The organism is Streptomyces sp. NPDC046977 (assembly GCF_040644455.1).
Lineage (GTDB): Bacteria > Actinomycetota > Actinomycetes > Streptomycetales > Streptomycetaceae > Actinacidiphila.
Map to the genome: position 1 here is coordinate 150867 of NZ_JBEYWO010000021.1, position 21656 is coordinate 172522.

Here is a 21656-nt window from a genome sequence, read left to right on the forward strand (position 1 = left end):
GCGGATGGTTGGAGCCACGATACATAACGACGACAACTGTCCAGGCCTTCGCTTCTTATCAGTCATGTAAAACGATCGCCCCCGTATCCCCAAAGGGGGGCGTTCCCGACTGGCACCGATAGGGCGCTTTCACCCCCGTGCACGTGGATGTGTCCGAGCCGTTGAGGGCTCCGGCGCTGTCGGGGGGCTTCGTGCCGGGATCGGCGCCACCCGCGCGGGACGTCCCCGTATACCGGTCCGCGCCGACCGCGAGTGTGACGGACGCAACGTCCGGGTGTCGCGCGGGAGCGCGCCGCGGCCGCCGGAGCCGGGTTCCGGGCCGCCGGAGGGGGGAAGCCCGCCCGGCGGCCCGACTACTTGGCGCAGACGCTCTCGTCGTCCGCCTCGACCTTCTGGATGCCCTCGGGCGCCTTGGTGGGCGCCGTGATCGGCGTCCCCGCGGCGGTGAAGTCCTTGCCGAGGGTGAGCGTCATGTTGGCGCGCGGCGCCGCGTTCTCGGTGCCCTGCGTGAGGGCGGAGGCGGGCAGCCCCATCATCTCGGCCAGCCGCCGTGCCTGGTCGGCCTGGTTGGGGGCGTACTCCAGCGTCGTCTTCTTCACCTCGGCGGGCGCGTTGCCGCCGTTGGTGGAACGGCTGACGCCCTCCGAGTTCTGCAGCCAGTTCACGGTGTCCTGGGCCGCGCCGAAGACCCCGCTCCCGTTGAACACCTCGACCCGCACGTTGACCGGGTCGGCCTTCGGGCCCTTGAGCTTGGCCGCGGCCGCGTCCTTCTCCTTCTTCTTCACCTCGGTGAGCGAGATGTCCTGGCGCACCATGGTGAACAGCTGCGGCGCCCTGGTCTTGTCCAGCACGACGGTCGTGTGCACCTTCTCGGCGGGGTTGTCTATCACCGGGACCGTGGCGAAGGTGATGTTCTTGGTGTTCACCCGGCTCAGGTCCTTCGCCAGGTCGGCGAGCTTCGTCACGCTGCCGATGCCGGTGTCCACGGTGAGCGCCCTGGTCGCGGTGTTCGCCAGCTTCACCAGTTTCGTCGGGCTGGTCAGCGTGTCGCCCGACTTCATGTCCCGCACCATCGAGCCCAGGAACTGCTGCTGCAACTGGATACGGCTCAGGTCGCCGCCGAAGCCGACGCTGTGCCGGGTGCGGACGAACGCCAGCGCCTGCTCGCCCTGCACCTTGTGCCGGCCCTTGGGCAGCTTGAGGTGCGAGTCCGGGTCGTCGATGTCCTTGGCCAGGCACACCTCGACGCCACCCACCGCCGTGGACAGGTCCTTGACGGCGTCGAAGTTGGCCATCATGAAGTGGTCCGGCATGATCCCGGTCATCGCCTGGACCGTGCGCATCGTGCAGCCGGGGTCGCGCCCGTACTGCCCCAGGCTGGTGTTGAAGCGGACCCCCTCCTCGCCCGGGATGAGCTTGGTGGAGCCGTCCGCCTGCTTCGTCGGGCAGTCCGGGATGTTGGTGATGATGTCGCGCGGGATGCTCAACGCGGTCGCGTTGGAGCGGTCCTTGGAGACATGGAACAGGATCGTGGTGTCCGCGTGGCCGACGTTCGCCGTGTCGCCGTACTTGCCCTTCAGGCCCTGCCGGCTGTCGGTGCCGATCACGAGGATGTCGACCGGGCCGTCGGTGGTGGCGCTGCTGGAGCCGATGCCGGTGTCCACCGTGTTGATGTTGCCGTTGAGCTGCTGGTACAGGGCGTAGACGCCGACGCTCGCGGCCACGACCACGACGCCGAGCGTGCCGGCGGTCCAGAGCAGCGCCTTCTTCCGGCCCGACTTGCGCGACTGCGCCTTGCGCCGGCCGGCGCGGGTCGCCGCACGGCCGCCCGCGGTCTCCGGGACCGCGCCCCGCCGTCCGCCCTGCCCCGCGCGCTGGGCCTGCCGGCGCGGGCCGGGCGGCTGCTCCTTGCCGGGGCGGCCCTGACCGGCCTCACCCTGATGACGGCTCCCGCTCCGCTGGGGATCGCGCGGCGTCCGGCGGCCGCCCTGGGACGGAACGGGGCGGTCCGCGGGCGCTCCCGGGTCCAGCCGCAGCTCGTAGCTGCCCGTCTCGGGATCGAACACCCACTGGTCCGCCGGGTCGACGTGCTGCCTACGGCCTTGCGTGTCCACGGTTGATCGAGTCCTCCGTCTCGGCCGCTGCGTCAGGGCGGATCGCCCACACTAACCCCACAGTTCAGCGTCCAGGGGCGCAGCTGACAAATTCCGGTCGCTACACCTGGACAAACTGTTCAATCCCCACTGCCTCCACAGACATCGCGGTCCGCGGTCGTGCCGCGGTAGGAGGGGGCGTCGGTCGCGGTCCCCGTCGCAGAGGGAGATGCGGAAGTGGGGGACGCGGTTCCGCCGGGACTGGGCCTGTCACTCGGGCTGTCGCTCCGGCTGCTGTCCGGGCCGGAACCCGGGTCGTCCTCCTGCACCGCCACGGTGCCGTCCTCGCGCAGCGTGGTGAAGAGCTTCTCGGCTGCGGGCTGCACCAGTTCGTCCCGGTTCGGGTCCGGGGTGTAGGGGCGGCGCGGCACCGTCAGGAAGCGCACCTGCCCCGCCGGCGTCCGGCGCAGGGTCTGGGTGAGGTCGTACAGCTCGCGCAGCGAGTCCAGTCCGGGGTCGGCCGTGAGCGAGGACGTCGCCGCGTCCAGCAGCGGATAGAGCTTGGTGGGGTTGAGCAGCACGCCCGAGCTGTCGACCTTCTTCACCAGCGAGGCCAGGAACTCCTGCTGCCGGTCGATGCGCTGGGTGTCGCTGCCGTCGCCGATGCCGTGGCGGGTGCGGACGTAGCCGAGGGCGTCCTCGCCGTGCAGCACCTGGCGGCCGGCCTTCAGGTCCAGGTGTGCGTCGCGGTCGTGCACGTCGTGCGGGACGCAGACCTCCACGCCGCCGACCGCGTCGACCATCTTCTTGAACCCGCTGAAGTCCACGACGAGATGGTGGTCGACCCGGATCCCGGTCAGCTTCTCGACGGTACGGATCGTGCACGCCGCCCCGCCGAACTCGAAGGCCCAGTTGAACTGGGCGAACTGGGCGTTCGACATGCTGCCGTCGGACCGCCGGCAGGAGGGTATGTGCACCATCAGGTCGCGCGGCAGGCTGACCGCCGTCGCCGTCTTCCGGTCGGCGGCCAGGTGCAGCAGGATCGCGGTGTCCGAGCGCTGGGTGCCGGTGTCCTGCCCGTACTCGCCGTTGCCGCCGCCCCGGTTGTCGGAGCCGAGCAGCAGGATGTTCTCGGCGGAGGTCGCCTGCGGCAGCGCGCTGGGCCGCTCGGACTGGACGCGCAGCAGTTCGCGCGAGGTGTCGTTGTCCGTCTGGATGTTCCCGTCCAGCTGCCGGTACAGGTGCCAGGCGACGCCCGCGCCGGCGAGCAGCGCCAGCGAGGTGACGCCGGCCAGCACGCGGACCCACCGCCTGCGCCGCGGAAGCGCCGGCGGCGGCACCGAGCCGGGAGAGGTGTCCTTCGACTCCGGCGAATCGACTGGCGTGGTCACGTACAGCCCCGTCCTTCGGATGATGTGGCTTTCTTCTCACCCGTACAGACAGTTGAATTACGCAGTCGGTTGTGTGGAGTTGTTCATTTGTGCGTTCGGCCTTCCCCGGCGCCCGGCCTCCGCGGGGCCGCCGCCGGGGAGCGGTGGCCCCGCGGCTGCTTACGCCATGTGGGTGACGCGCTCGCTCTCCCGGCGTTTGTCCAGGCCGGAGGGGGTCAGCCGGTCCAGGTGACGGCAGAGCACCACCGAACCGCCGGCGGCCAGCGGAGCCAGCAGCCCGGCCGCCAGCCCGTCCCAGTCGCCCCAGGACCGGCCCGACAGCAGCCGGGAGCCCGCGCCCAGGCCGAGCGACGCCGCCGACGCGGCCGCCCGCTCCACCACCCCGGCGCCGGTCAGCACCTCGCCGCCCGGCAGTTCCAGCGCCGGGGCGCCGGGGTCCACGGGCGCGTACGGGGAGAACCGGTCGCCCTGCGTCGGCACCTCCACCGCGTAGTCCGCGAACCCGGCCGGCGGCTGCGGGAAGCGCCCGCCCAGCGGACGCAGCGCCAGCGCCACCCGCTCGCCGGGGCAGGCCAGGGCCGCATCCAGGGTGTCCGGGCCGGAGACGGCGAAGTCGGCGCCGGCCGGGTCCCCGCCGGGCACCGCCACGACGCCGGTGGAGAAGCAGGCCAGCAGCCACACCGCGGTCTGCCAGTGGGCGGGCAGCAGCAGCGCGGCCCGGTCACCCGGCTGGGCGCCGAGCTCGTCCTGGATGAGGTTGGCGGTCTTCGCCACCCAGTTGCCGAAGGTGGCCACGGACAGTTCGACGCGCTCACCGGTGGCGTCGTCGTAGAAGGTGACCAGGGGGCGGGCGGGGTCCGTCGCGAGCGCGGAACGCAGCAGGTCGGCGGGCGTACGGGCAGTCGATGTCACGCGGCCCAGGCTACGTCAGGTGCCCTGCGCACGGGCGTTGCTGAGGGACCGGCAGGCCGCCGCCCCGGAGCGGAACGTCCGTCAGATCCCGGCTGCGGGTTTATGGGCCTTATGTAAGTGTTTTTCTCATGCGTGCATTTATCGCCACTTCCGTCGGCTGCGCGTGCATGGCGGCTCTTGCCCTCCCGCTCGCGCTCCCCTCCGGTGCCACCGCGACGATCCACACCCCGTACCGGGCGGCCGCTCCCGACGTCCCGTCGGGGAGCACCCACACCCTGATGCTGGCCCCGCTCGCGACGTCCGGCCGGGCCCTCGGCTCGCCCCTCGCCGAAGGGCTCTCCGAGCGCTCCGTCAAGCCGTTCTCCCTGCTCGGCGTGACCTGGGACGACGCCCGCACCGACCTGGAGGGAACGGTCCAGGTGCGCACGCGCTCCGTCGGCACCGGCACGTGGTCGGCCTGGCAGGACGTCGAGTCGCACTCCGAGGACGCCCCCGACGCCGGCTCCCCGGAAGCGACGGAGGCGGGCGTGCGCGGAGCCACCGCCCCGCTGTGGGTCGGCCGCTGCGACGGGGTCGAGGTGCGCGTGGTGCCCCGGCGGACCGGCGGCGTGCGCGGCGCGCTGCCCGCCCTGCCCAAGGGACTGCGGCTGGACATGATCGACCCGGGGGACGATCCGCCGGGGGCGCCCTCGGCGGCGCCGTCCACCGCGGGCGCGCCGCCGGCCTCCGCGGACCCCGCCGACGGCCCCGCGCTGCCGGGCCGTCAGGACCGGCCCGGCGACCAGGACTCCCCGGGCGGCGGCGATCCGGCCGACACCGGCACCACGGGCGACACGGGCGACACGGGCACGGGGGACACGAACAGCACGGACGACCCGGACGGCACCGACGGCACCGACGATCCGGACGACGAGTCCGGGGCCCCCGACGCGACCGACCCGACCGACACCTCGGGCACCGACGACGAACTCCCCGTCGTCCCCGCCCTCACCCGCAGCGAGACCGAGGCCCTCACCGGCCGCCAGTACATCGGCGCCCGTCCCCGCATCGTCACCCGCGCCGGCTGGAACGCCGACGAGTCCCTGCGCACCGAGGACTTCCTCTTCACCGACAACGTCGACGCGGTCTTCGTCCACCACAGCGCCACGGGCAACGACTACGACTGCTCCGACGCGCCGTCGCTCATCCGCAGTATCTACCGCTACCACATCAAAAGCAGCGGATGGCGCGACATCGGCTACAACTTCCTCGTCGACAAGTGCGGAACCATCTACGAGGGCCGGGGCGGCGGCGTCGCCAAGTCCGTGTTCGGCGCGCACACCCTCGGCTTCAACGCCGACAGCACGGGCGTCGCGGTGCTCGGCACGTTCAGCGACGAGAAGCCCTCCCGTGCGGCACTCGACGCGGTCGCCCGACTCGCCGCATGGAAACTCGGCATCTACGGACACAATCCGGCGGGTACGGCATATCTCTTGTCAGGAGGGAGCAACAAGTACAGGAAGGGTGTCCGGGTCAGCTTCAATTCCATCTCCGGGCACCGCGACGGCTTCGCCACCGAGTGCCCAGGAACGGTGCTGTACGACGATCTCGGCTACATCCGCCGCAAGGCGGCGGCCCTTCAGGGTCGCTGATGGGAGCCGCGACGAGACCCGCATAGGATTGGCCGCTCGTACGTTCGGCCCCGCCAGGAAGCGGAGACAACACAGGTGACTGAAGCGATCCTCTTGGTCGGCGGAAAGGGCACGCGGCTGCGGCCGCTGACGGTGCACACCCCCAAGCCGATGGTCCCCGCGGCGGGTGTCCCCTTCCTGACCCACCAGCTGGCCAGGGCCCGTGCCGCGGGCGTCGAGCACATCGTTCTCGCCACTTCCTACCTCGCCGAGGTCTTCGAGCCCTGGTTCGGCGACGGCTCCGACCTCGGGCTGCGCCTGGAGTACGTCACCGAGGAGGAGCCCCTGGGCACCGGGGGCGCCATCCGCAACGTCGCGGACCGCCTCGACTCCGCGCCCGGCGACCCCGTCCTGATCTTCAACGGCGACATCCTCACCGGCCTCGACATCGCCGGCCTGGTCGCCACCCACCGCCGCAGCGGCGCGGACGTCTCCCTCCACCTCACCCGGGTCGACGACCCGCGCGCGTACGGACTGGTGCCGACCGACGCCGACGGCCGGGTCGCCGCCTTCCTGGAGAAGCCGGAGACCCCCGAGGAGATCGTCACCGACCAGATCAACGCGGGCGCCTACGTCTTCAACCGCTCCGTCATCGACTCCATCCCCACCGGCCGCCCGGTCTCCGTCGAGCGCGAGACCTTCCCCGGCCTGCTCAACGCCGGCGCGCACCTCCAGGGCATGGTCGACTCCACGTACTGGCTCGACCTCGGCACACCGCACGCCTTCGTGCGCGGCTCCGCCGACCTCGTCCTCGGGCGCGCCCCGTCCCCGGCGGTGCCGGGCCGCTGCGGCGAACGCCTCGTCCTGGAAGGCGCCCGCGTCGCCGACGACGCCAAGCTCACCGGCGGCACGGCCGTGTCCGCAGGCGCGGTCATCGGCGCCGGTGCGGTCGTGGAGGGCAGCACCGTCCTGGCCGGAGCCGTCGTCCACCCCGGCGCGGTCGTCACCGACTCCCTCATCGGCGAGGGCGCCGTCATCGGCGAACGCACCGTCCTCGACACCGCGGTCATCGGCGACTCCGCCCGCATCGGCGCGGACAACGAACTGCGCTTCGGCGCGCGGGTCTGGTGCGGGGCGGTCATCCCCGACGGGGCGCTGCGCTTCTCGTCGGACCAGTGATTCCGGCCGGTACGGCGAGCGGCGGCGCGTAGGCTCGGGGCGTGCATCCCGAGCAGACCCGACTCCTCCGCGGCGCGACGGCACGCGTGCCCGGCCCGCGCACCGAGGGCCGGATCCGCCGGTGGACCCCGCGCGGACCGCTGGACCTGGGCCTGACCCTCGGACCCCTGCGCCGCGGCCCCGGCGACCCCGCCTTCCGGGTGGGCTCCGACGGCGCGGTCTACCGCGCCTCACGCACCCCCGAGGGCCCCGGCACCCTCCGCATCGCCCACCCCGCCGGCGGCGAGGTCGAGGCCGAGGCGTGGGGTCCCGGCGCCGACTGGCTGCTCGACCGGCTGCCGGAACTGCTCGGCGACGCCGACAAGCCCGACGCGTTCACCGCACGCCACCGGATCGTCCACGAGGCCCACCGCCGCAACCCCGGGCTCCGCCTGACCCGTACCGGCCTGGTCCTGGAATCGCTCGTGCCCGCGATCCTGGAGCAGAAGGTCACCTCCGACGAGGCGTACCGCTCCTGGCGCGTCCTGCTGTGGCGCTTCGGCGAGCCCGCCCCCGGCCCCGGCGAGGAACTGCGCATGCGCGTCATGCCCGACGCCCGCGGCTGGGCCATGATCCCCTCCTGGGAGTGGCACCGCGCCAACGTCGACGGCAAGCGCTCCGCGGCCGCCGTGCGCGCCGCCCGCGCGGCCGCCCGCATGGAGCAGGCCACCGGACTCGGCCCCGCCGAGGCGTCCGCCCGCCTCCAGGCGATCCCGGGCATCGGCCCCTGGACCGCCGCCGAGACCCTCCAGCGCAGCAACGGCGACCCCGACGCCGTCACGGTCGGCGACCTCCATCTGCCCCACACCGTCGGCTACGCACTCACCGGCGCCCACCGCACCGACGACGCCACCATGCTGGAGCTCCTGGAGCCCTACGCCGGCCAGCGCCACCGTGCCGCCCGCCTCATCCTGCTGACCGGCCGCCGCCCCCCGCGCCGCGCCCCCCGCATGGCCCCGGGCAACATCGTCCCGCTCTGACGGCCAGGGCCCACGCCCGTCAACTGCGGTCAGCGGCTGCGGGAGCGGTCCTGTACGCGCCCCTGCCGGGCTTGCAGCGTCACACGTGGCACTTGACGTTGACCAGGAGTGTGTCACCGGGAAGGTCACGCAGATACCCGTCCATGTGCTTTTGGCCCGCGGGCAGTGCGGGCGCGTGCGGACACGTCGCCCTGCTCTGGCACGCCCCGTGGATTCCGGGTTCACCGTCCTCGTACCACCAGCCGTCCAGCGTGAGGACGTTGCGCCTGAGGAGGGACAAGGCGACCCCCTGCTCGACGAACTCCTCGCGCTCGACGCTTCCGACGTCGACGACCGGATCCAGGAAGTGGAGGAACCAGAGCCAGTAGCGCTCGGTCGGCAGCGTTTCCACATAGCGGTCGAAGGCCGTCACGAGCGGCTGGGCACGGTAGTCGTCCGAGGGGGCGTCCTCGGTCACCATGCGGTCGTGGAACACCGACCACGGCTGGGCGGGCGGGAGTTCGGCCGCGAGTTCGTGCCACCGCCGCCACGCGGCATCGGCCAGCCGGCGTGCCTCCTCGTGCGATGCGGAGAAGTCGAGGAGTTCGCGGGGACCGCCGGCGCACCAGCCGAAGGCGTTCGGGAGCACCTCGGACGGTCTGTCCCACATCCGCGACTGGATCAGTCGCGGATCCCGCTCACAGCCGGGCAGAACATTGAAGCCGTTCCCGTTCTTCTCGCCACCGGTGATGTACCAGGCGTCCCAGATGTCCAGCTCATCTCCTGCCGAACCGTCGATCTCGAACGGCGCCAACGCCTCTGCGACCGCCGCATCCAACCGATCCGCCACCGCGCCCGGTAGGCACACTGTGATGCTCATCCCCGCCATGCCGGTATGAGATCACGAGGCTCGAACGCTTGGCCACGCCATTGTCAGTGGCCGGCCGTAGTGTGCCGGGACAGGGAGCCGGAGGGGAGCCACCATGGGATATTCGCGCGTACTGGTCGTCGCCCGCAGTCAGCGGCCGCTGCTGGACACGGCGTTGTTCGACGCGGTCCGGGACGACCGCGACTCCGTGGTCACCCTCTGGCCGAGGCCCGGAGGCTGGCAGACCGCCGAGTTCCACCACGAGGTGCTGGACGACCTGGACGAGGTCCTGCGCGAGGTTGTCCACTGGACCGGGGCGCCGGCCTGCGTCGCCTCGGTGCTCGACAGCGATCTCGCCTGGGTGCTCGGCCTCGCACCCGGCGCCGAACGCTGGGAGGCATGGCTGAACGTGGGGAATGCGGCCGCCCTGCTGACGCACGCCCCCGACGACGTCGACGATCCCATCCACTACTACGTCACAGCGGAGTTCGAGGCGGCGATGGCCCGAACCCGTGCCGAGTTGGAGGCCGGCATCCCCGATGCCTCCCGCGCCGTCCTGGCCTGGGCCCGCTCCGCCGGATTCGGCGAGGGCGTGACGGCCGAGGCCGTCGAGGACGTCCTGCGGTCGAAGGAGACATTCGCCGAGGAACTTTTCGCCATCCTCCTGGAACGGCTCGGCTTCCCGGCGCCGGTCGACCCGGAGGGCGGCCGGGCGATCGCGGTCTAGAGCCCGGCGGCGAAGCCGACGAAGTCGGCCCACCCGGCGGAGGTGAAGCCCAGCCTCGGCCCGTCCGGGTCCTTGGAGTCCCGCACGTGCACGATCCCCTGCCCGACGGCGACCTCGACGCATTCGCCGCCCTCGCCGCTGCTGTGGCTGCTTTTGAACCAGGCAAGCGCTTCAGTGTTCATAGCTCTCCCAGTGTCTTCTCGATCAGGGCCAGAGACTCGCGCGGCGTCAGTGCCTGCGCTCGGAGAATGCCATACCGGGAGGCGATGACGCGGACCTCTTCCGAGTCGGTGATCAGACGGCTCACGTTCTGCACCTCCGTATATGCGACCTGAGCTCTCCCCTTGGGAGTCAGCAGAGTGAAGGGGCCCGCCATGCTGGGATGTTCCTCGCGGTCCGTCGGCATCACCTGGAGTTCCACCGTGCGGAGGCGCCCCACCGACAGCAACTGCTGGAGCTGCGCGGCCTGGACGGCGGGGCCGCCGATCGGCCGCCGCAGTACGACCTCCTCCAGTACGAAGCCGGTGGTCGGCGCTGGCCACCGGCCGAGGATCTCCTGCCGGGCCAGACGGTCGGCGACACGGCGCTCGATGGTTTCCTCGTCCAGCAAGGGACGCCGCATGGCGAAGATGGCGCGCGCGTACCCCTCGGTCTGGAGCAGCCCAGGTACTGCCTGATTGCTGTAGAAGTGCAGCTCCACCGCCTCCGCTTCCAGGCGGGCGTAGTCCCGGAACCATGACGGGTGCCGGACGCGGGTCTTCGCCCTGGCGCGAACGACGTCCTCCGTCGCTGCCCGCAGCAGCCCGCCCGCGCCCAGCAGTTCGTCCGCGGCGGCCAGGAAATCCGGCTGCGGGACCCGGCGGCCGCGCTCCAGCGACGAGATCTGCTCCTCGCCGTACCCCAGGCGTTCGCCCAGTTCGCGCTGCGTGAGCCCGGCCCGCTCGCGCAGCAGCTTGACCTGCTTGCCGAGCGCCCGGAACAGATCGGCCGACGCATCCGCGTCCTCCGCGGGCGGCGGGCGCTCCTCCCGTACGACATCGTCCATGCGTCCTCGTTCCCCGGACACCCGTACCGGCGACACAGTGCACCCGTACAGGCACGCTCTGTACCGGCGCCGCTGCTGGTCAGGGTAGGCCGCGGCGGCCACGCTCGGTGAGGTGAACGCCGAAATCATCACTCCCGCCGCCGAGTTCGGGCAGCTGATCAGTGCCACCCGTGCAGGGGCCCGTCTCGCCCGCCACCTGACGCTGCGCAGGCTCGAAGAGTGGGGCATCCCGCGCGGCAGCGACGTCTCCGACCGGGCCGCGGCGATCGTCGCCGAACTGGCTGCCAACGCCGTCACCCACGGCCGGGTGCGAGGCCGCTGCTTCGAGCTCAGCCTGATCCTCACCGCGCGGCGGCTCCGCGTCGAAGTCGGCGACACCCGTGGTGAGCGGATGCCGTATTTGCCGGCCGCCGCCCCGGGTCCGGAGGCGGAATCGGGGCGCGGCCTGCTGCTGGTGGAGGCGCTGGCGGACCGGTGGGACGTCGTGGACCGATCTCCCGGCAAGACGGTGCGGGCCGACGTCGAACTTCCTTGTGGTGACTGACCGACGTCTATGTCAGAGCACTGCTTGGCCGCGTAGGCCGTCCCCGGCGCCGAAGAGGTCCCGGCACGGCTCCAGTCCGTGGATCTCGACGGGAACGGACCGGTGTGCCTCCCAGTCCGCGCGGTCCAGGCGGAGCCGGTGCAGGGTCCGGGCGGAGCCCTGCACGGCCGCCACATACACGCCGTCGAACCGGTACCCGAGCTTGTCGGAGACCCGACGGGAAGCCGGGTTGTCCGTCATCGCCGCCGACGTCACGCAGTGGGCACCGAGCCCTTCGAAGGCCAGGTGCAGCACCGCGGCCCGCATTTCCGTGCCGATGCCGCGGCCCTGGTGGGCCAGCCCCAGCCACGAGCCGGTCCGGGCCTCGCGGGTGACCGAGAAGTCGTCCGCGCACAGGTCCTGCCGTCCGACGACCTCTCCCTCGCACCGCACGGCCAGGCTCAGCGTCCACGCTTCCGGACGCCACGCGGCCACCGTCCCCAGCACCTGCTGGAACGTGGCCCGCTCACGCTCCCGCGGAGGGGCGTCGGTCCACGGGACGGTGAAGGGCATGCGGGCCTCGTCGTGGACGCCGGCGGCGGCGACGCCCGCCAGCCGCACGAGTCCCGCCAGGTCCGGCAGGCCCAACTCCAGCCGCGGCGTGGTGATCCGGAGCCCGTACAGGGGCCACACATGTTCTTCCATGCCCGGAGCCTGCCCCGCGCCCGACCCGGCGTCGACCGGTTTTCCCGCGCGCCGGGCGCCCGCGAAAACGGCTTGCGCGGACATCGTGTACGCCCGGCACACTGCGGCCCATGAGCAGATTCGCCCAGGTCGTCGTGATCGCGCAGGACGCCGCCGAGGTCATGGAGCCGCTGACCCGTCCCGACGACGAACGGCAGTGGCACCAGTGCTTCGAGCGCGTCCAGCCCGGTCTGTTCGGCGTCGGGATGTGGGTCGTGGAGTTCTGGCGTCTCAACTGGAAGGGCCTGCTGACGCATCTGGAGTCCCTTCCGTGGCCCGTCCCCGACTCTCTGCAGGTCCTGATCCACGACGAGGAGGACCACTGCTGCGGCCTGTGGATGATGTACGACGGCAGGCTCACCGAGGTGTCCCTGCCCCGGACGGAGCGGCATCCGTACCGGGACAGCGTCACCGGCGTCCTGAGCCGGACCGACCACATCCGCAACGGCGTCCCGAGGGACGCCTAGCGCACGGCGATGAACGCCTCAGCGCCCCGTGCCGGACGGTCCTTCGGCGGGACCGCGGGGCGGCCGATCGCGACGGTGCCCATCGGGTCCCAGCCGTCCGGCAGGTCCAGCACCTCGCGGACCACGTCGCGGCAGAACATCGTGGACGACACCCAGGCGGAGCCGAGTTGCTCGCCGGCGAGGGCGACCAGGAAGTTCTCCACGGCCGCGCCCATGGCGACCACGAACATCTCGCGTTCGGCCGCCGACCGCCGGGGGTCGGGGTAGTCGTGCGCGCCGTCGGCGACCAGGCACGGGACGACCAGGTAGGGCGCGCGGCGCAGGACGTCGCCGCGGCGGACGCGCTTGGCGATCGACTCCTCGCTGCGGCCGTCGCGGCGCAGGTCGGCGATCCACGCGTCGCGCATCGCGTCCAGCAGCCGCACCCGGGCGGTCTCGGTCTCCAGCAGCACGAAGCGCCACGGCGTCGTGTGGTGCGGCGCCGGGGCGGTGACGGCGAGCGCCACGGCCCGCCGTACCGCGTCCCCGTCGACGGGGACGTCGGAGAAGTCGCGGATCGTGCGGCGCAGGGAGACGGCTTCGCGCACCGCCTCGGACGTGCCCAGCCGGAACATGTCGTCGGCGGCGGACCGCACCAGTGCGCGGGCGCCGCTGCCGCTCTCCTCGGGCGGGAGCACCACGCGGTCCAGGCCGCGGACCACGGCCACCGGGGTGTTGCCCGCCTTGCCCTTGACGAGGTCGCCGGCCGCGGCCAGTTCGTCGCCCAGCGCCGTGACGGTGACGGCGAGTTCGTTGCCGTGGGAGTCGGTCGCGCCGCGCAGGTCGTCGACGACGCGGACCCCGGCCGCGCCGATGGCGACGTCGGTGAGCCCCTCGCGCCAGGGGCGCCCGAAGGTGTCGGTGACCACGACGCCGACGTTGACGCCGAGGGCCTCGCGCACGCCGGCGCGGATCGTCCGCGCGGAGGCGTCCGGGTCCTCGGGGAGCAGCAGCACCGTGCCGGGCGCCGTGTTGGAGGCGTCGACGCCCGCCGCGGCCATGACGAAGCCGTGCCGGGTCTCCACGATCCGTGTCGGGCCGCGCCGGGCGACCAGCCGGACCGCCTCCGCGTCGATGGCGGCCTCGCGGTCGTCGGCGTGGACGACGCGCCCCTCCGCCTTGCTGACGATCTTCGACGTGACGACGAGGACGTCGCCGTCCTCCAGGTATCCGGCGGCCGCGGCGACGAGCTTCGCCAGGTCGTCGCCGGCCGTGATCTCGGGCAGTCCGCCGACCGCCCAGACGCGGTAGGAAGCGGAGGCGGTCACGCCCGGACCTCCTCTGCCAGCTTCAGCGCCTCGCGGGCCATCGCGGCGGTGGCGTCCAGGTCCGTCATCATCAGCGGCACCGCCCGGCAGCGGATGCCCGCTGCCTCGACCTCGTCGACCGTGCCCGCGTCGACGGTGTCGACGAGCCAGCCGTCCAGCAGCCCGGAGCCGTAGTGCGCGGCGACCGCCGCGGCCGTGGACTCCACGCCGACGGCGGCCAGGACCTTGTCGGCCATGCCCCGCACCGGGGCGCCGCCGACGATGGGGGACAGGCCCACGACCGGCACGCCCGCCTCGGCGATGGCCTCGCGGATGCCGGGCACGGCCAGGATCGTGCCGACCGACACCACCGGGTTCGACGGCGGGAAGACGATGACGTCCGCCTCGGCGATGGCCTCCAGCACGCCGGGCGCCGGCTTCGCGGCCTCCGCGCCGACCGGCAGCACCGCGTACGCCTCGGCGGAGGCCCGCAGCCGTACCCAGTACTCCTGGAAGTGCACGGCCTTGCGGCCGGCCCCGCCGTCCGGGTCGTCGATCACGACGTGCGTCTCGATGCGGTCGTCGGTCATCGGGATGAGCCGTACGCCGGGCTTCCAGCGCGCGCACAGCGCCTCGGTGACCGCGCTCAGCGGATAGCCGGCGCCGATCATCTGGGTGCGCACGATGTGGGTGGCGAAGTCGCGGTCGCCCAGGCCGAACCACTCGGGGCCGACCCCGTACGCGGCGAGTTCGTCCTTCACCGTGAAGGTCTCGTCCGCGCGGCCCCAGCCCTGGCCCTCGTGGATGCCGCCGCCCAGTGTGTACATGACGGTGTCGAGGTCGGGGCAGACCTTCAGCCCGAACAGGTGGATGTCGTCCCCGGTGTTGCCGATCACGGTGATGTCCGCGTCCGGCGCCGCTTCCTTGAGACCGCGCAGGAAGCGGGCGCCTCCGATGCCACCGGCCAGTACCACGATTCGCATGCGGACAGTCTTGCAGCCGCGGTTGTCAGCCTGCGAACGTCCCCTCGGCTGCGGGGGTCCGCGAGGTGCAGGCGTACGGCGTCATCTCGGTCAGGCCCGGGAAGTAGACGTGCAGGCTGACCGCCGGTTCCAGGGAGTCGTTGACGACCTCGTGGACGTAGCCGGGGGCGAACACCCGCTGGTGCCCGGCGGAGAGTGAACGGCGCACCTCGCCGTTGCCGCCCAGCGCGCGCTCGGTCAGCGTGCCCTCCAGGACGGTCAGCACACCGCTGGAGCGGCCGTGGTCGTGCAGCCCGCTGCCCTGGCCCGGGACCCAGCTCAGCAGCCAGATCTCGTAACCGGGGCCGGTGCGCAGCCGGTCGTACCAGCGCGTGGTGGCGTCGTAGCGCACGCGCGGCGCCCAGTGGGCGCGGTCGCCGGCGATGCGGCGGGCCAGCCCGGCGAACTCGGCCACCGTGACGGGGTGGGCGGGGACGGGCGGCAGGAGGTGCGGGAGGGCGAGCGGGTCGCCGGCGATCGAGACGTCGCTGTTCATGGGTGCGGGAGTTCCTACGGGAAGTGAGGAGCGTCAGGCAGGGCGCATGAGGCTGTGCAGGCTGGGAAGGAAGAGCGTCAGCGGCAACAGCTGGAACAGCGACAGTGGGCTCCCACGGCACGACGGAAGCCGCCGAGGCGGCGGATCCGGAGAGGCGCGTGGGTCACTGGCATGCGCCCCAGCACACCGGCTCCCCGGGGTGTCTGTCAACTTGACATCCGGTTTGTCGGAAAACTTTCACCTGATCCGGCTATTCGACCAGGTGAAAGGTTTGTGCATCCCCGCCCCGGGAAGGTGCGGACGCAACCCACGGGCACGCAGGAACGTCTCCCCGGGAAACGTCGTTGTGTTTTCGTGATCTCATCGTGATCGCCGGTCCCCCGCGGACGTCGATCACGATTGACGTATGCGGACGTTTGGACTGATTTGAACACTTTCCGTCAGACCTTGGTTCCGCAGGGTGAATAACGGGCCCAATAGCAGATCTCGGCTTGACTGGCCCGTATCGGCACACTTGTAATTTCACTCGTGTCGTTCGACCGTCACAGGTAACGGCAACATCACGGGGAAGCGAAAACAGACGAGGGGCGCGCATGACCGAGCTGTTCCAGCTGTTGCTGGCCGAAGAGGCCGACGAAGAGCTCGGGTGGCAGGAGCGCGCGCTGTGCGCGCAGACCGATCCCGAGTCGTTCTTCCCCGAGAAGGGCGGATCCACCCGCGAGGCCAAGAAGGTCTGCCTCGCCTGCGAGGTCCGCTCCGACTGCCTGGACTACGCCCTCGCCAACGACGAGCGCTTCGGCATCTGGGGCGGCCTGTCCGAGCGCGAGCGGCGCCGCCTGAAGAAGGGCGTGGTCTGAACCCACGCCCGGCACGTCGTGTTCGTGCCCATATGTGCTCCGGACCCGGAAGGGCGGCCTCCCGCAACCGTTAGTGTGGGGGCCCGTCCGAGACGCCTGAGGCGTCGTCCGAAGTCCAGCGAACCGGGGCCCGAACCTCGATGTCCGTGAACAGCTCAGCAGGGACTCAATACGCCGCCCAGGCTCCGGAGTTCCCGCGCCACGTCGTCACCGCCGTGCTGGTCGCCCACGACGGTGCCCGGTGGCTGCCCAACGCGCTCGCGGGCCTGGTCTCCCAGGACCGCCCGGTCCAGGACGTCATCGCCGCCGACACCGGCAGCGCCGACGACTCCGCCCGGCTGCTCGCCGAGTCCCTCGGCGACCACCGCGTCCTGCATCTCGCCCGGCGCAGCGGCTTCGGCGCCGCCGTCGAGGAGTGCGTCCGCGCCGCGCCGCCGATGACCGCCGAGGAGCTCCCCTACCTCCAGCGCCGCAGCGGCTGGGACCCGGCCTCGCGCACCTGGGACGACGGCGCCTACGACGAGCCCGAGCAGCCCCACGGCGAGCCGGTGCACTGGCTCTGGCTGCTCCACGACGACTGCGAGCCCGCCCCCGACGCCCTGCACGGCCTGCTCAAGGTCGCCGACTCCGCACCCTCCGCCGGAGTCATCGGCCCCAAGCTGCGCAGCTGGTACGACCGCCGCCAGCTCCTCGAGGTCGGCGTCACCATCGCCCGCAGCGGCCGCCGCTGGACCGGGCTGGAGCGCCGCGAGCAGGACCAGGGCCAGCACGACCAGGTGCGCCCGGTGCTCTCGGTGTCCAGCGCCGGCATGCTCGTGCGCCGCGACGTGTGGGAGGAGCTCGGCGGCTTCGACCGGCGGCTGCCCCTCATGCGGGACGACGTCGACTTCTGCTGGCGCGCCCAGTCCGCCGGGCACACCGTCCTCATCGCCCCCGACGCCGTCATGCGGCACGCGGAGGCCGCCTCCCGCGAGCGCCGCCCCGTCGACTGCGCCGGCCGTTCCGCGGTCGACCCGCACCGCGTCGACAAGGCCGGCGCCGTCTACACCCTGCTGGCCAACACCCGCGGCGCCCTGCTGCCCTACGTCTTCGCGCGCCTGGTACTCGGCACCGTGCTGCGCACCCTGGCCTACCTGGTCGGCAAGGTCCCCAAGCAGGCCGTCGACGAGATCACCGGCCTGATGTCGGTGCTGCTGCGGCCCGGCCGCGTCCTCGCCGCCCGCCGCCGGCGCTCCCGGCCCGCCGTCGAGGCCGCCGAACTGCGGCCGCTCTTCCCGTCGCCCGGCGCGACCGTACGGGCCACCGTCGAGCAGGTCGTCAGCAACATCTCCGGCCGCGCCGAGGCCGACGCCACCTCCGCCGGCCGCCACGGCGGCCTCGACTCCGGCCCCAGCGGCGGCGACGACGACAGCGAGTACCTGGAGATCGAGCAGTTCGCCCTGCTCAAGCGGATCGCCCGGCAGCCCGCGCCCGTGCTCTTCGCGGTCCTGCTGCTGTTCTCCCTCATCGCCTGCCGCCAGCTGCTCGGCGGCGGCGCCCTGTCCGGCGGCGCGCTGCTGCCCGCCCCCGACCGGGCGGGCGACCTGTGGGGCTCCTACCTCGGAGCCTGGCACGCCTTCGGCACCGGCAGCACCGCGAGCGCGCCGCCGTACCTGGCGATCGTGGCGGTCATGTCGAACGTGCTCTTCGGCAGCACCGGCCTCGCCCTGACCGTGCTCCTGGTGGCCTCCGTCCCGCTCGCCGGACTCAGCGCGTACTTCGCCTCCCGGCCGCTGGTCGAGTCCCGGCTGCTGCGGGCCTGGGCGGCCGTCGCGTACGCCTTCCTGCCCGCCGCGACCGGCGCCCTGGCCGGCGGGCGGCTCGGCACCGCCGTGCTGGCCATCGTGCTGCCGCTGATGGCACGAGCCGCCGTCTCCGCCGCGGGCCTGCGGCTGTCCCGCGACGCCGTCGACCGCGGTGTGCGCCCCGGCTGGCGTGCCGCCTGGGCCTTCGCGCTGCTGCTGACGCTCACCACCGCCTTCACCCCGGTCACCTGGCCCATCGCGCTGGTGCTCATCGGTGTCGCCGTCGCGCTGCGCCTCGTGCGCGGGCAGGGACACCTCGTCGTGCCGCTGGCGATGCGGGCCGTCGCGATCCTCGGCGCCCCCATGGTGGTGCTCGCGCCCTGGTCGCTGGACCTGCTCACCGAGCCCAAGCGGTTCCTGTTCGAGGCCGGCCTGCCCTACGGCCCCCGCGCCGCCTCCGCCACCGACCTCGTCCTGGTCAACCCCGGCGGCCCCGGCGCGGCCGGCGGCCTCCTGCTCGCCGGCATCGTGCTGGCGGCGCTGGCCGCCCTGCTGCGCGGCGAGCGCCGGCTGAGCATCATCAGCGCCTGGGCGGCCGCCCTGACCGGACTGGTCTTCGCGGTCGCGGCCAACAACTCCGCGTGGGCGGGACCCGCCACCCTGGTGTACGGCCTCGCCCTGCTCGCCGCCGCCGCGGTCGGCGCCGAGAACGCACAGGAACGGCTCGCCGCCTCCGGCTTCGGCTGGCGCCAGCCCGCCGCCGCGCTCGTCGCCCTCGCCGCCGTCCTCGCCCCGCTGTCCGCCGCGGTCGGCTGGATGGCCGGCGGCGCCGACGGCCCCCTGGAGCGCCGCGATCCGACGCAGGTCCCGGCGTTCGTCGCCGAGGAGGGCTCCACCCGCGACCAGGCCCGCACCCTGGTGCTGTCGGGCACGCCCGCCCGTGTCTCGTACGCCCTGGTGCGGGGCGCCGGAGCGCGCCTCGGCGACGCCGAGATCGCGGCCTCCGCGGGCGGCGACACCCGGCTGGACAAGATCGTCTCCAACCTCGTCGCCGGTTCCGGCGCCGACCAGGCGACACAACTCGGCGGCTACGCCGTGCGCTACGTCCTCGTCCAGCAGGGCGCACCGCGCGAGATGAGCCGCACCCTCGACAGCACCCCGGGCCTGTCCCGGCTCAGCCAGGCCGACGGCAGCGCGCTGTGGCGGGTCGACAACGATGTGGCACGCCTCGTCATCGTCCCCAAGCCCGCGGCTTCCGGTGACACGACGGGCACGCAGCCGGCGGACGCCGCGAGCACCCAGCCGGTCATGGTCGCCTCCGGCAAGGTCGAGGCGCACACCACGATCCCCACCGGCCCCGAGGGACGCGTCCTGCGCCTCGCGGACAGCGTCGCTCCCGGCTGGAACGCCACCCTCGACGGCCGCGCGCTCACCGCGACCACCGTCGACGGCTGGGCCCAGGGCTTCGAACTCCCCGCCACCGGCGGCCACTTGGACCTCACCTACGACGACCCCTTCACCCACGTCGTGTGGGTGTGGGCCCAGGGCTTCCTCGCCCTGGTCCTGGTCGTCATGGCCCTGCCCGGACGTCGCCGGGAGATCGACGACGACCTGCCGGAGACCGAACCCGTCCCCGCCGGCGCCGCCGCGGTCGCCGACATCCCCGCCCAGGCCACCGGCGACGGCCGTCGCGCCCGCAGGCTGCGCGCCGCCGCCGAGGCCGAGGGCGAGGACACCGACCCGGACGCGACCGGCCACGACGGCCCCGAGGAGCAGGCGGCCGAGTACACCGAGTACCCGGAGTACGACCCCTACGCCGCCGCGCCCCAGCAGGACGACCCGTACGGCCAGGAGCAGTGGGCCGCCGACTACCAGAGCACCTACGGCTACGAGCAGCCCGCCCAGCAGCCGCAGGAGCAGCAGCCGCCCGTCTACGACCCCTACGGCTACGGCGAGCAGCAGGAGCAGCCGCAGCCCCAGCACGGCTACGGGCAGCAGGGCTACGAGCAGCAGCAGCCGGGTTACGACCAGCAGCAGGGCTACGGGCAGCAGGGTTACGACCAGCAACAGGGCTATGAGCAGCAGCCCTACGACCCCTCCTACACCCCCTACGACCCGGCGTACGACACGGACGGCTACCGCCGCGACGGGAGAAACCAGCAGTGAACCGCAGCGCCCTCTCCCTGATCGGCGTCACCGCCGCGCTCGCCGCCGTCACCGGCATCGCCACCCTGACCGGCGCGGGCACCCCGGAGGCCGCGCCCGCCGCGAGCGCGGCCCGGCTGCCCGTCGAACGGTCGACGCTGACCTGCCCCGCGCCGTCCGACTCGGACTTCGCGACGACGACGTACACGTCGTTCACGCCGAAGGGCGGCGCGGCCGGCGGCGCCGGCACCGCCGCCCTGCTGCCCGCCGCGGGCCAGAACGGCAAGGCGCCCGCAGGCAAGCCCAAGCCGGTCGCCCCGCTCAAGGAGGCGGGCAAGCCCGTCACCGCGACCACCGAGCGCACCGACGCCCCGGCCCTCATCGGCACCGCGGACGGGGCCCTGGCCCCCGGCTGGACCGTGCAGCAGACCACCGTCATCGACGCCGGCCCGGCGCGCGCGGTGCTCGGCACCTCCTGCGCGGTGCCGGACAGCGAGTTCTGGTTCCCGGCCGTCAGCACGGCCGCGAACCGGCAGGACTACGTCCACCTGACCAACCCCGACGACAACGCGGCCGTCGTCGACCTGGAGCTCTACGGCCCCAAGGGCCAGATCAAGACCGAGACCGGCGACGGCATCACCGTGCCGCCCGGCGCCTCCGTCCCGGTGCTGCTGTCGACCCTCACCCCCGAGAAGACCGACGGCCTCACCCTCCACGTCAGCGCCCGCAGCGGCCGGGTCGGCGCCACCGTCGAGGCCGCCGACAGCAAGGCGGGCGGCGACTGGCTCGCGGCCGCCGCCGACCCCGCGGACACCGTGGTCATGCCGGGCATCCCCGCCGACGCCACGTCCGTGCGGCTGGTCGTCTTCGCGACCGGCGACGACGACGCCGACCTCAAACTGCGGCTCGCGGCCTCCGGCGGCGAGATCACGCCGGCCGGCCACGACACCGTCCACGTCAAGAGCGGCATGACCTCCACCGTCGACCTCGGCGACGTCACCAAGGGCGAGGCGGGCTCGCTCGTCCTCGCCCCGAGCGGCACCACGGGCGCGGCCCCGGTCGTCGCGGCCCTCCAGATCACCCGCGGCAAGGGCAGCAACCAGGAGATCGCCTTCCTGCCCGCCACCGCGCCCGTCGGCGACCGCGCCACCGTCGCCGACAACCGCACCAAGGGCTCGACCCTGGCCCTCACCGCGGTCAAGACGGACGCCACGGTCAAGATCACGACCTCGGCGTCGACCTCGGGCGGCGAGCCGGTCGACAAGACGCTCTCCGTCAAGGCCGGGACGACCGTCGTGCTCTCCCCGCCCGGCCCGTCGGCCGGCAAGGGCACCTTCGCGGTCACGGTCGAGCCGTCCTCCGGCGGCCCGGTCTACGCCTCGCGCACCCTGGAGCTGCCGGGGGACGGCGTCCCGATGTTCACCGTCCAGACGATGCCGGACGACCGCGGGCTGGTGGCGGTGCCGACCTCACGGCAGGACCTCTCGATCCTCAACTGACCGCGTCCGC

19 protein-coding genes are annotated in these 21656 nt (G+C 72.9%); 9 read left to right on the top strand and 10 right to left on the bottom strand.

Annotated features, from left to right (window positions below; translation table 11 throughout):
- Positions 1–353: 353 nt before the first annotated feature.
- The 3 genes from ABZ883_RS28410 to ABZ883_RS28420 form a co-directional block, all read right to left on the bottom strand.
- Positions 354–2114 (bottom strand): LCP family protein, encoded by a 1761-nt coding sequence (locus tag ABZ883_RS28410; protein ID WP_360910967.1) that lies wholly within the window; start codon positions 2112–2114, stop codon positions 354–356.
- A gap of 119 nt (positions 2115–2233) precedes the next feature.
- The gene (locus ABZ883_RS28415; protein WP_360910969.1) at positions 2234–3484 is read right to left on the bottom strand and encodes an LCP family protein; all 1251 of its coding nucleotides are present in this window, start codon (positions 3482–3484) and stop codon (positions 2234–2236) included.
- Positions 3485–3643: 159 nt separating this feature from the next.
- Positions 3644–4396, bottom strand: a complete 753-nt coding sequence (locus ABZ883_RS28420) for a TIGR03089 family protein (RefSeq protein ID WP_360910971.1) — start codon at positions 4394–4396, stop codon at positions 3644–3646.
- A gap of 167 nt (positions 4397–4563) precedes the next feature.
- On the opposite strand from ABZ883_RS28420, the gene ABZ883_RS28425 reads away from it, so the two are divergent.
- From ABZ883_RS28425 to ABZ883_RS28435, 3 genes are all read left to right on the top strand, one after another.
- Complete coding sequence (locus tag ABZ883_RS28425) at positions 4564–6027, top strand: N-acetylmuramoyl-L-alanine amidase (RefSeq protein ID WP_360910973.1); 1464 nt, start codon at positions 4564–4566, stop codon at positions 6025–6027.
- Between the two features lie 75 nt (positions 6028–6102).
- On the top strand, positions 6103–7185 hold the full coding sequence (locus ABZ883_RS28430; RefSeq protein ID WP_360910974.1) for an NDP-sugar synthase: 1083 nt from the start codon (positions 6103–6105) through the stop codon (positions 7183–7185).
- 86 nt (positions 7186–7271) lie between these two features.
- Positions 7272–8204 carry a DNA-3-methyladenine glycosylase 2 family protein gene (locus ABZ883_RS28435; RefSeq protein WP_360911041.1) on the top strand — a complete coding sequence of 311 codons (933 nt, stop codon included), beginning with the start codon at positions 7272–7274 and terminating at the stop codon, positions 8202–8204.
- Between the two features lie 79 nt (positions 8205–8283).
- On the opposite strand, the gene ABZ883_RS28440 is transcribed toward ABZ883_RS28435, so the two are convergent.
- Positions 8284–9063, bottom strand: coding sequence for a hypothetical protein (locus tag ABZ883_RS28440; RefSeq protein ID WP_360910976.1), 780 nt, complete (start codon positions 9061–9063; stop codon positions 8284–8286).
- 103 nt (positions 9064–9166) lie between these two features.
- Between ABZ883_RS28440 and ABZ883_RS28445 the strand changes: the two genes are divergently transcribed.
- Entirely contained in the window at positions 9167–9778 is a 612-nt protein-coding gene (locus ABZ883_RS28445) for a hypothetical protein (RefSeq protein ID WP_360910978.1), read from the top strand.
- Here ABZ883_RS28445 and ABZ883_RS28450 read toward each other — a convergent pair.
- Both ABZ883_RS28450 and ABZ883_RS28455 read right to left on the bottom strand, forming a co-directional pair.
- Entirely contained in the window at positions 9775–9960 is a 186-nt protein-coding gene (locus ABZ883_RS28450; RefSeq protein ID WP_360910980.1) for a DUF397 domain-containing protein, read from the bottom strand. The two genes, ABZ883_RS28445 and ABZ883_RS28450, sit on opposite strands and share 4 nt — an antisense overlap.
- Positions 9957–10823 (bottom strand): helix-turn-helix transcriptional regulator, encoded by an 867-nt coding sequence (locus ABZ883_RS28455; protein WP_360910982.1) that lies wholly within the window; start codon positions 10821–10823, stop codon positions 9957–9959. Before ABZ883_RS28455 ends, ABZ883_RS28450 begins: the two co-directional genes overlap by 4 nt.
- A 112-nt stretch (positions 10824–10935) precedes the next feature.
- On the opposite strand from ABZ883_RS28455, the gene ABZ883_RS28460 reads away from it, so the two are divergent.
- On the top strand, positions 10936–11367 hold the full coding sequence (locus ABZ883_RS28460) for an ATP-binding protein (protein WP_360910983.1): 432 nt from the start codon (positions 10936–10938) through the stop codon (positions 11365–11367).
- Positions 11368–11379: 12 nt separating this feature from the next.
- Here ABZ883_RS28460 and ABZ883_RS28465 read toward each other — a convergent pair whose 3' ends face one another.
- On the bottom strand, positions 11380–12051 hold the full coding sequence (locus tag ABZ883_RS28465) for a GNAT family protein (RefSeq protein WP_360910985.1): 672 nt from the start codon (positions 12049–12051) through the stop codon (positions 11380–11382).
- Positions 12052–12161: 110 nt separating this feature from the next.
- Between ABZ883_RS28465 and ABZ883_RS28470 the strand changes: the two genes are divergently transcribed.
- Positions 12162–12557 carry a hypothetical protein gene (locus ABZ883_RS28470; protein WP_360910987.1) on the top strand — a complete coding sequence of 132 codons (396 nt, stop codon included), beginning with the start codon at positions 12162–12164 and terminating at the stop codon, positions 12555–12557.
- On the opposite strand, the gene ABZ883_RS28475 is transcribed toward ABZ883_RS28470, so the two are convergent.
- The 3 genes from ABZ883_RS28475 to ABZ883_RS28485 are packed head-to-tail and all read right to left on the bottom strand — an operon-like array spanning position 12554 to position 15361.
- Positions 12554–13864 carry a coenzyme F420-0:L-glutamate ligase gene (locus ABZ883_RS28475; protein WP_360910989.1) on the bottom strand — a complete coding sequence of 437 codons (1311 nt, stop codon included), beginning with the start codon at positions 13862–13864 and terminating at the stop codon, positions 12554–12556. The two genes, ABZ883_RS28470 and ABZ883_RS28475, sit on opposite strands and share 4 nt — an antisense overlap.
- Entirely contained in the window at positions 13861–14826 is a 966-nt protein-coding gene (gene cofD, locus ABZ883_RS28480; protein WP_360910991.1) for a 2-phospho-L-lactate transferase, read from the bottom strand. Before cofD ends, ABZ883_RS28475 begins: the two co-directional genes overlap by 4 nt.
- A 25-nt stretch (positions 14827–14851) precedes the next feature.
- Complete coding sequence (locus ABZ883_RS28485; protein WP_360910993.1) at positions 14852–15361, bottom strand: cysteine dioxygenase family protein; 510 nt, start codon at positions 15359–15361, stop codon at positions 14852–14854.
- 593 nt (positions 15362–15954) lie between these two features.
- Here ABZ883_RS28485 and ABZ883_RS28490 point away from each other — a divergent pair.
- From ABZ883_RS28490 to ABZ883_RS28500, 3 genes are all read left to right on the top strand, one after another.
- Positions 15955–16218, top strand: coding sequence for a WhiB family transcriptional regulator (locus ABZ883_RS28490; protein ID WP_018559705.1), 264 nt, complete (start codon positions 15955–15957; stop codon positions 16216–16218).
- A gap of 140 nt (positions 16219–16358) precedes the next feature.
- Positions 16359–20168, top strand: coding sequence for a glycosyltransferase family 2 protein (locus ABZ883_RS28495; RefSeq protein WP_360910996.1), 3810 nt, complete (start codon positions 16359–16361; stop codon positions 20166–20168).
- A complete protein-coding gene (locus tag ABZ883_RS28500) occupies positions 20165–21646 on the top strand; it encodes a DUF5719 family protein (protein WP_360910997.1) in 1482 nt (493 codons plus the stop codon). Before ABZ883_RS28495 ends, ABZ883_RS28500 begins: the two co-directional genes overlap by 4 nt.
- Positions 21647–21656: the final 10 nt, after the last annotated feature.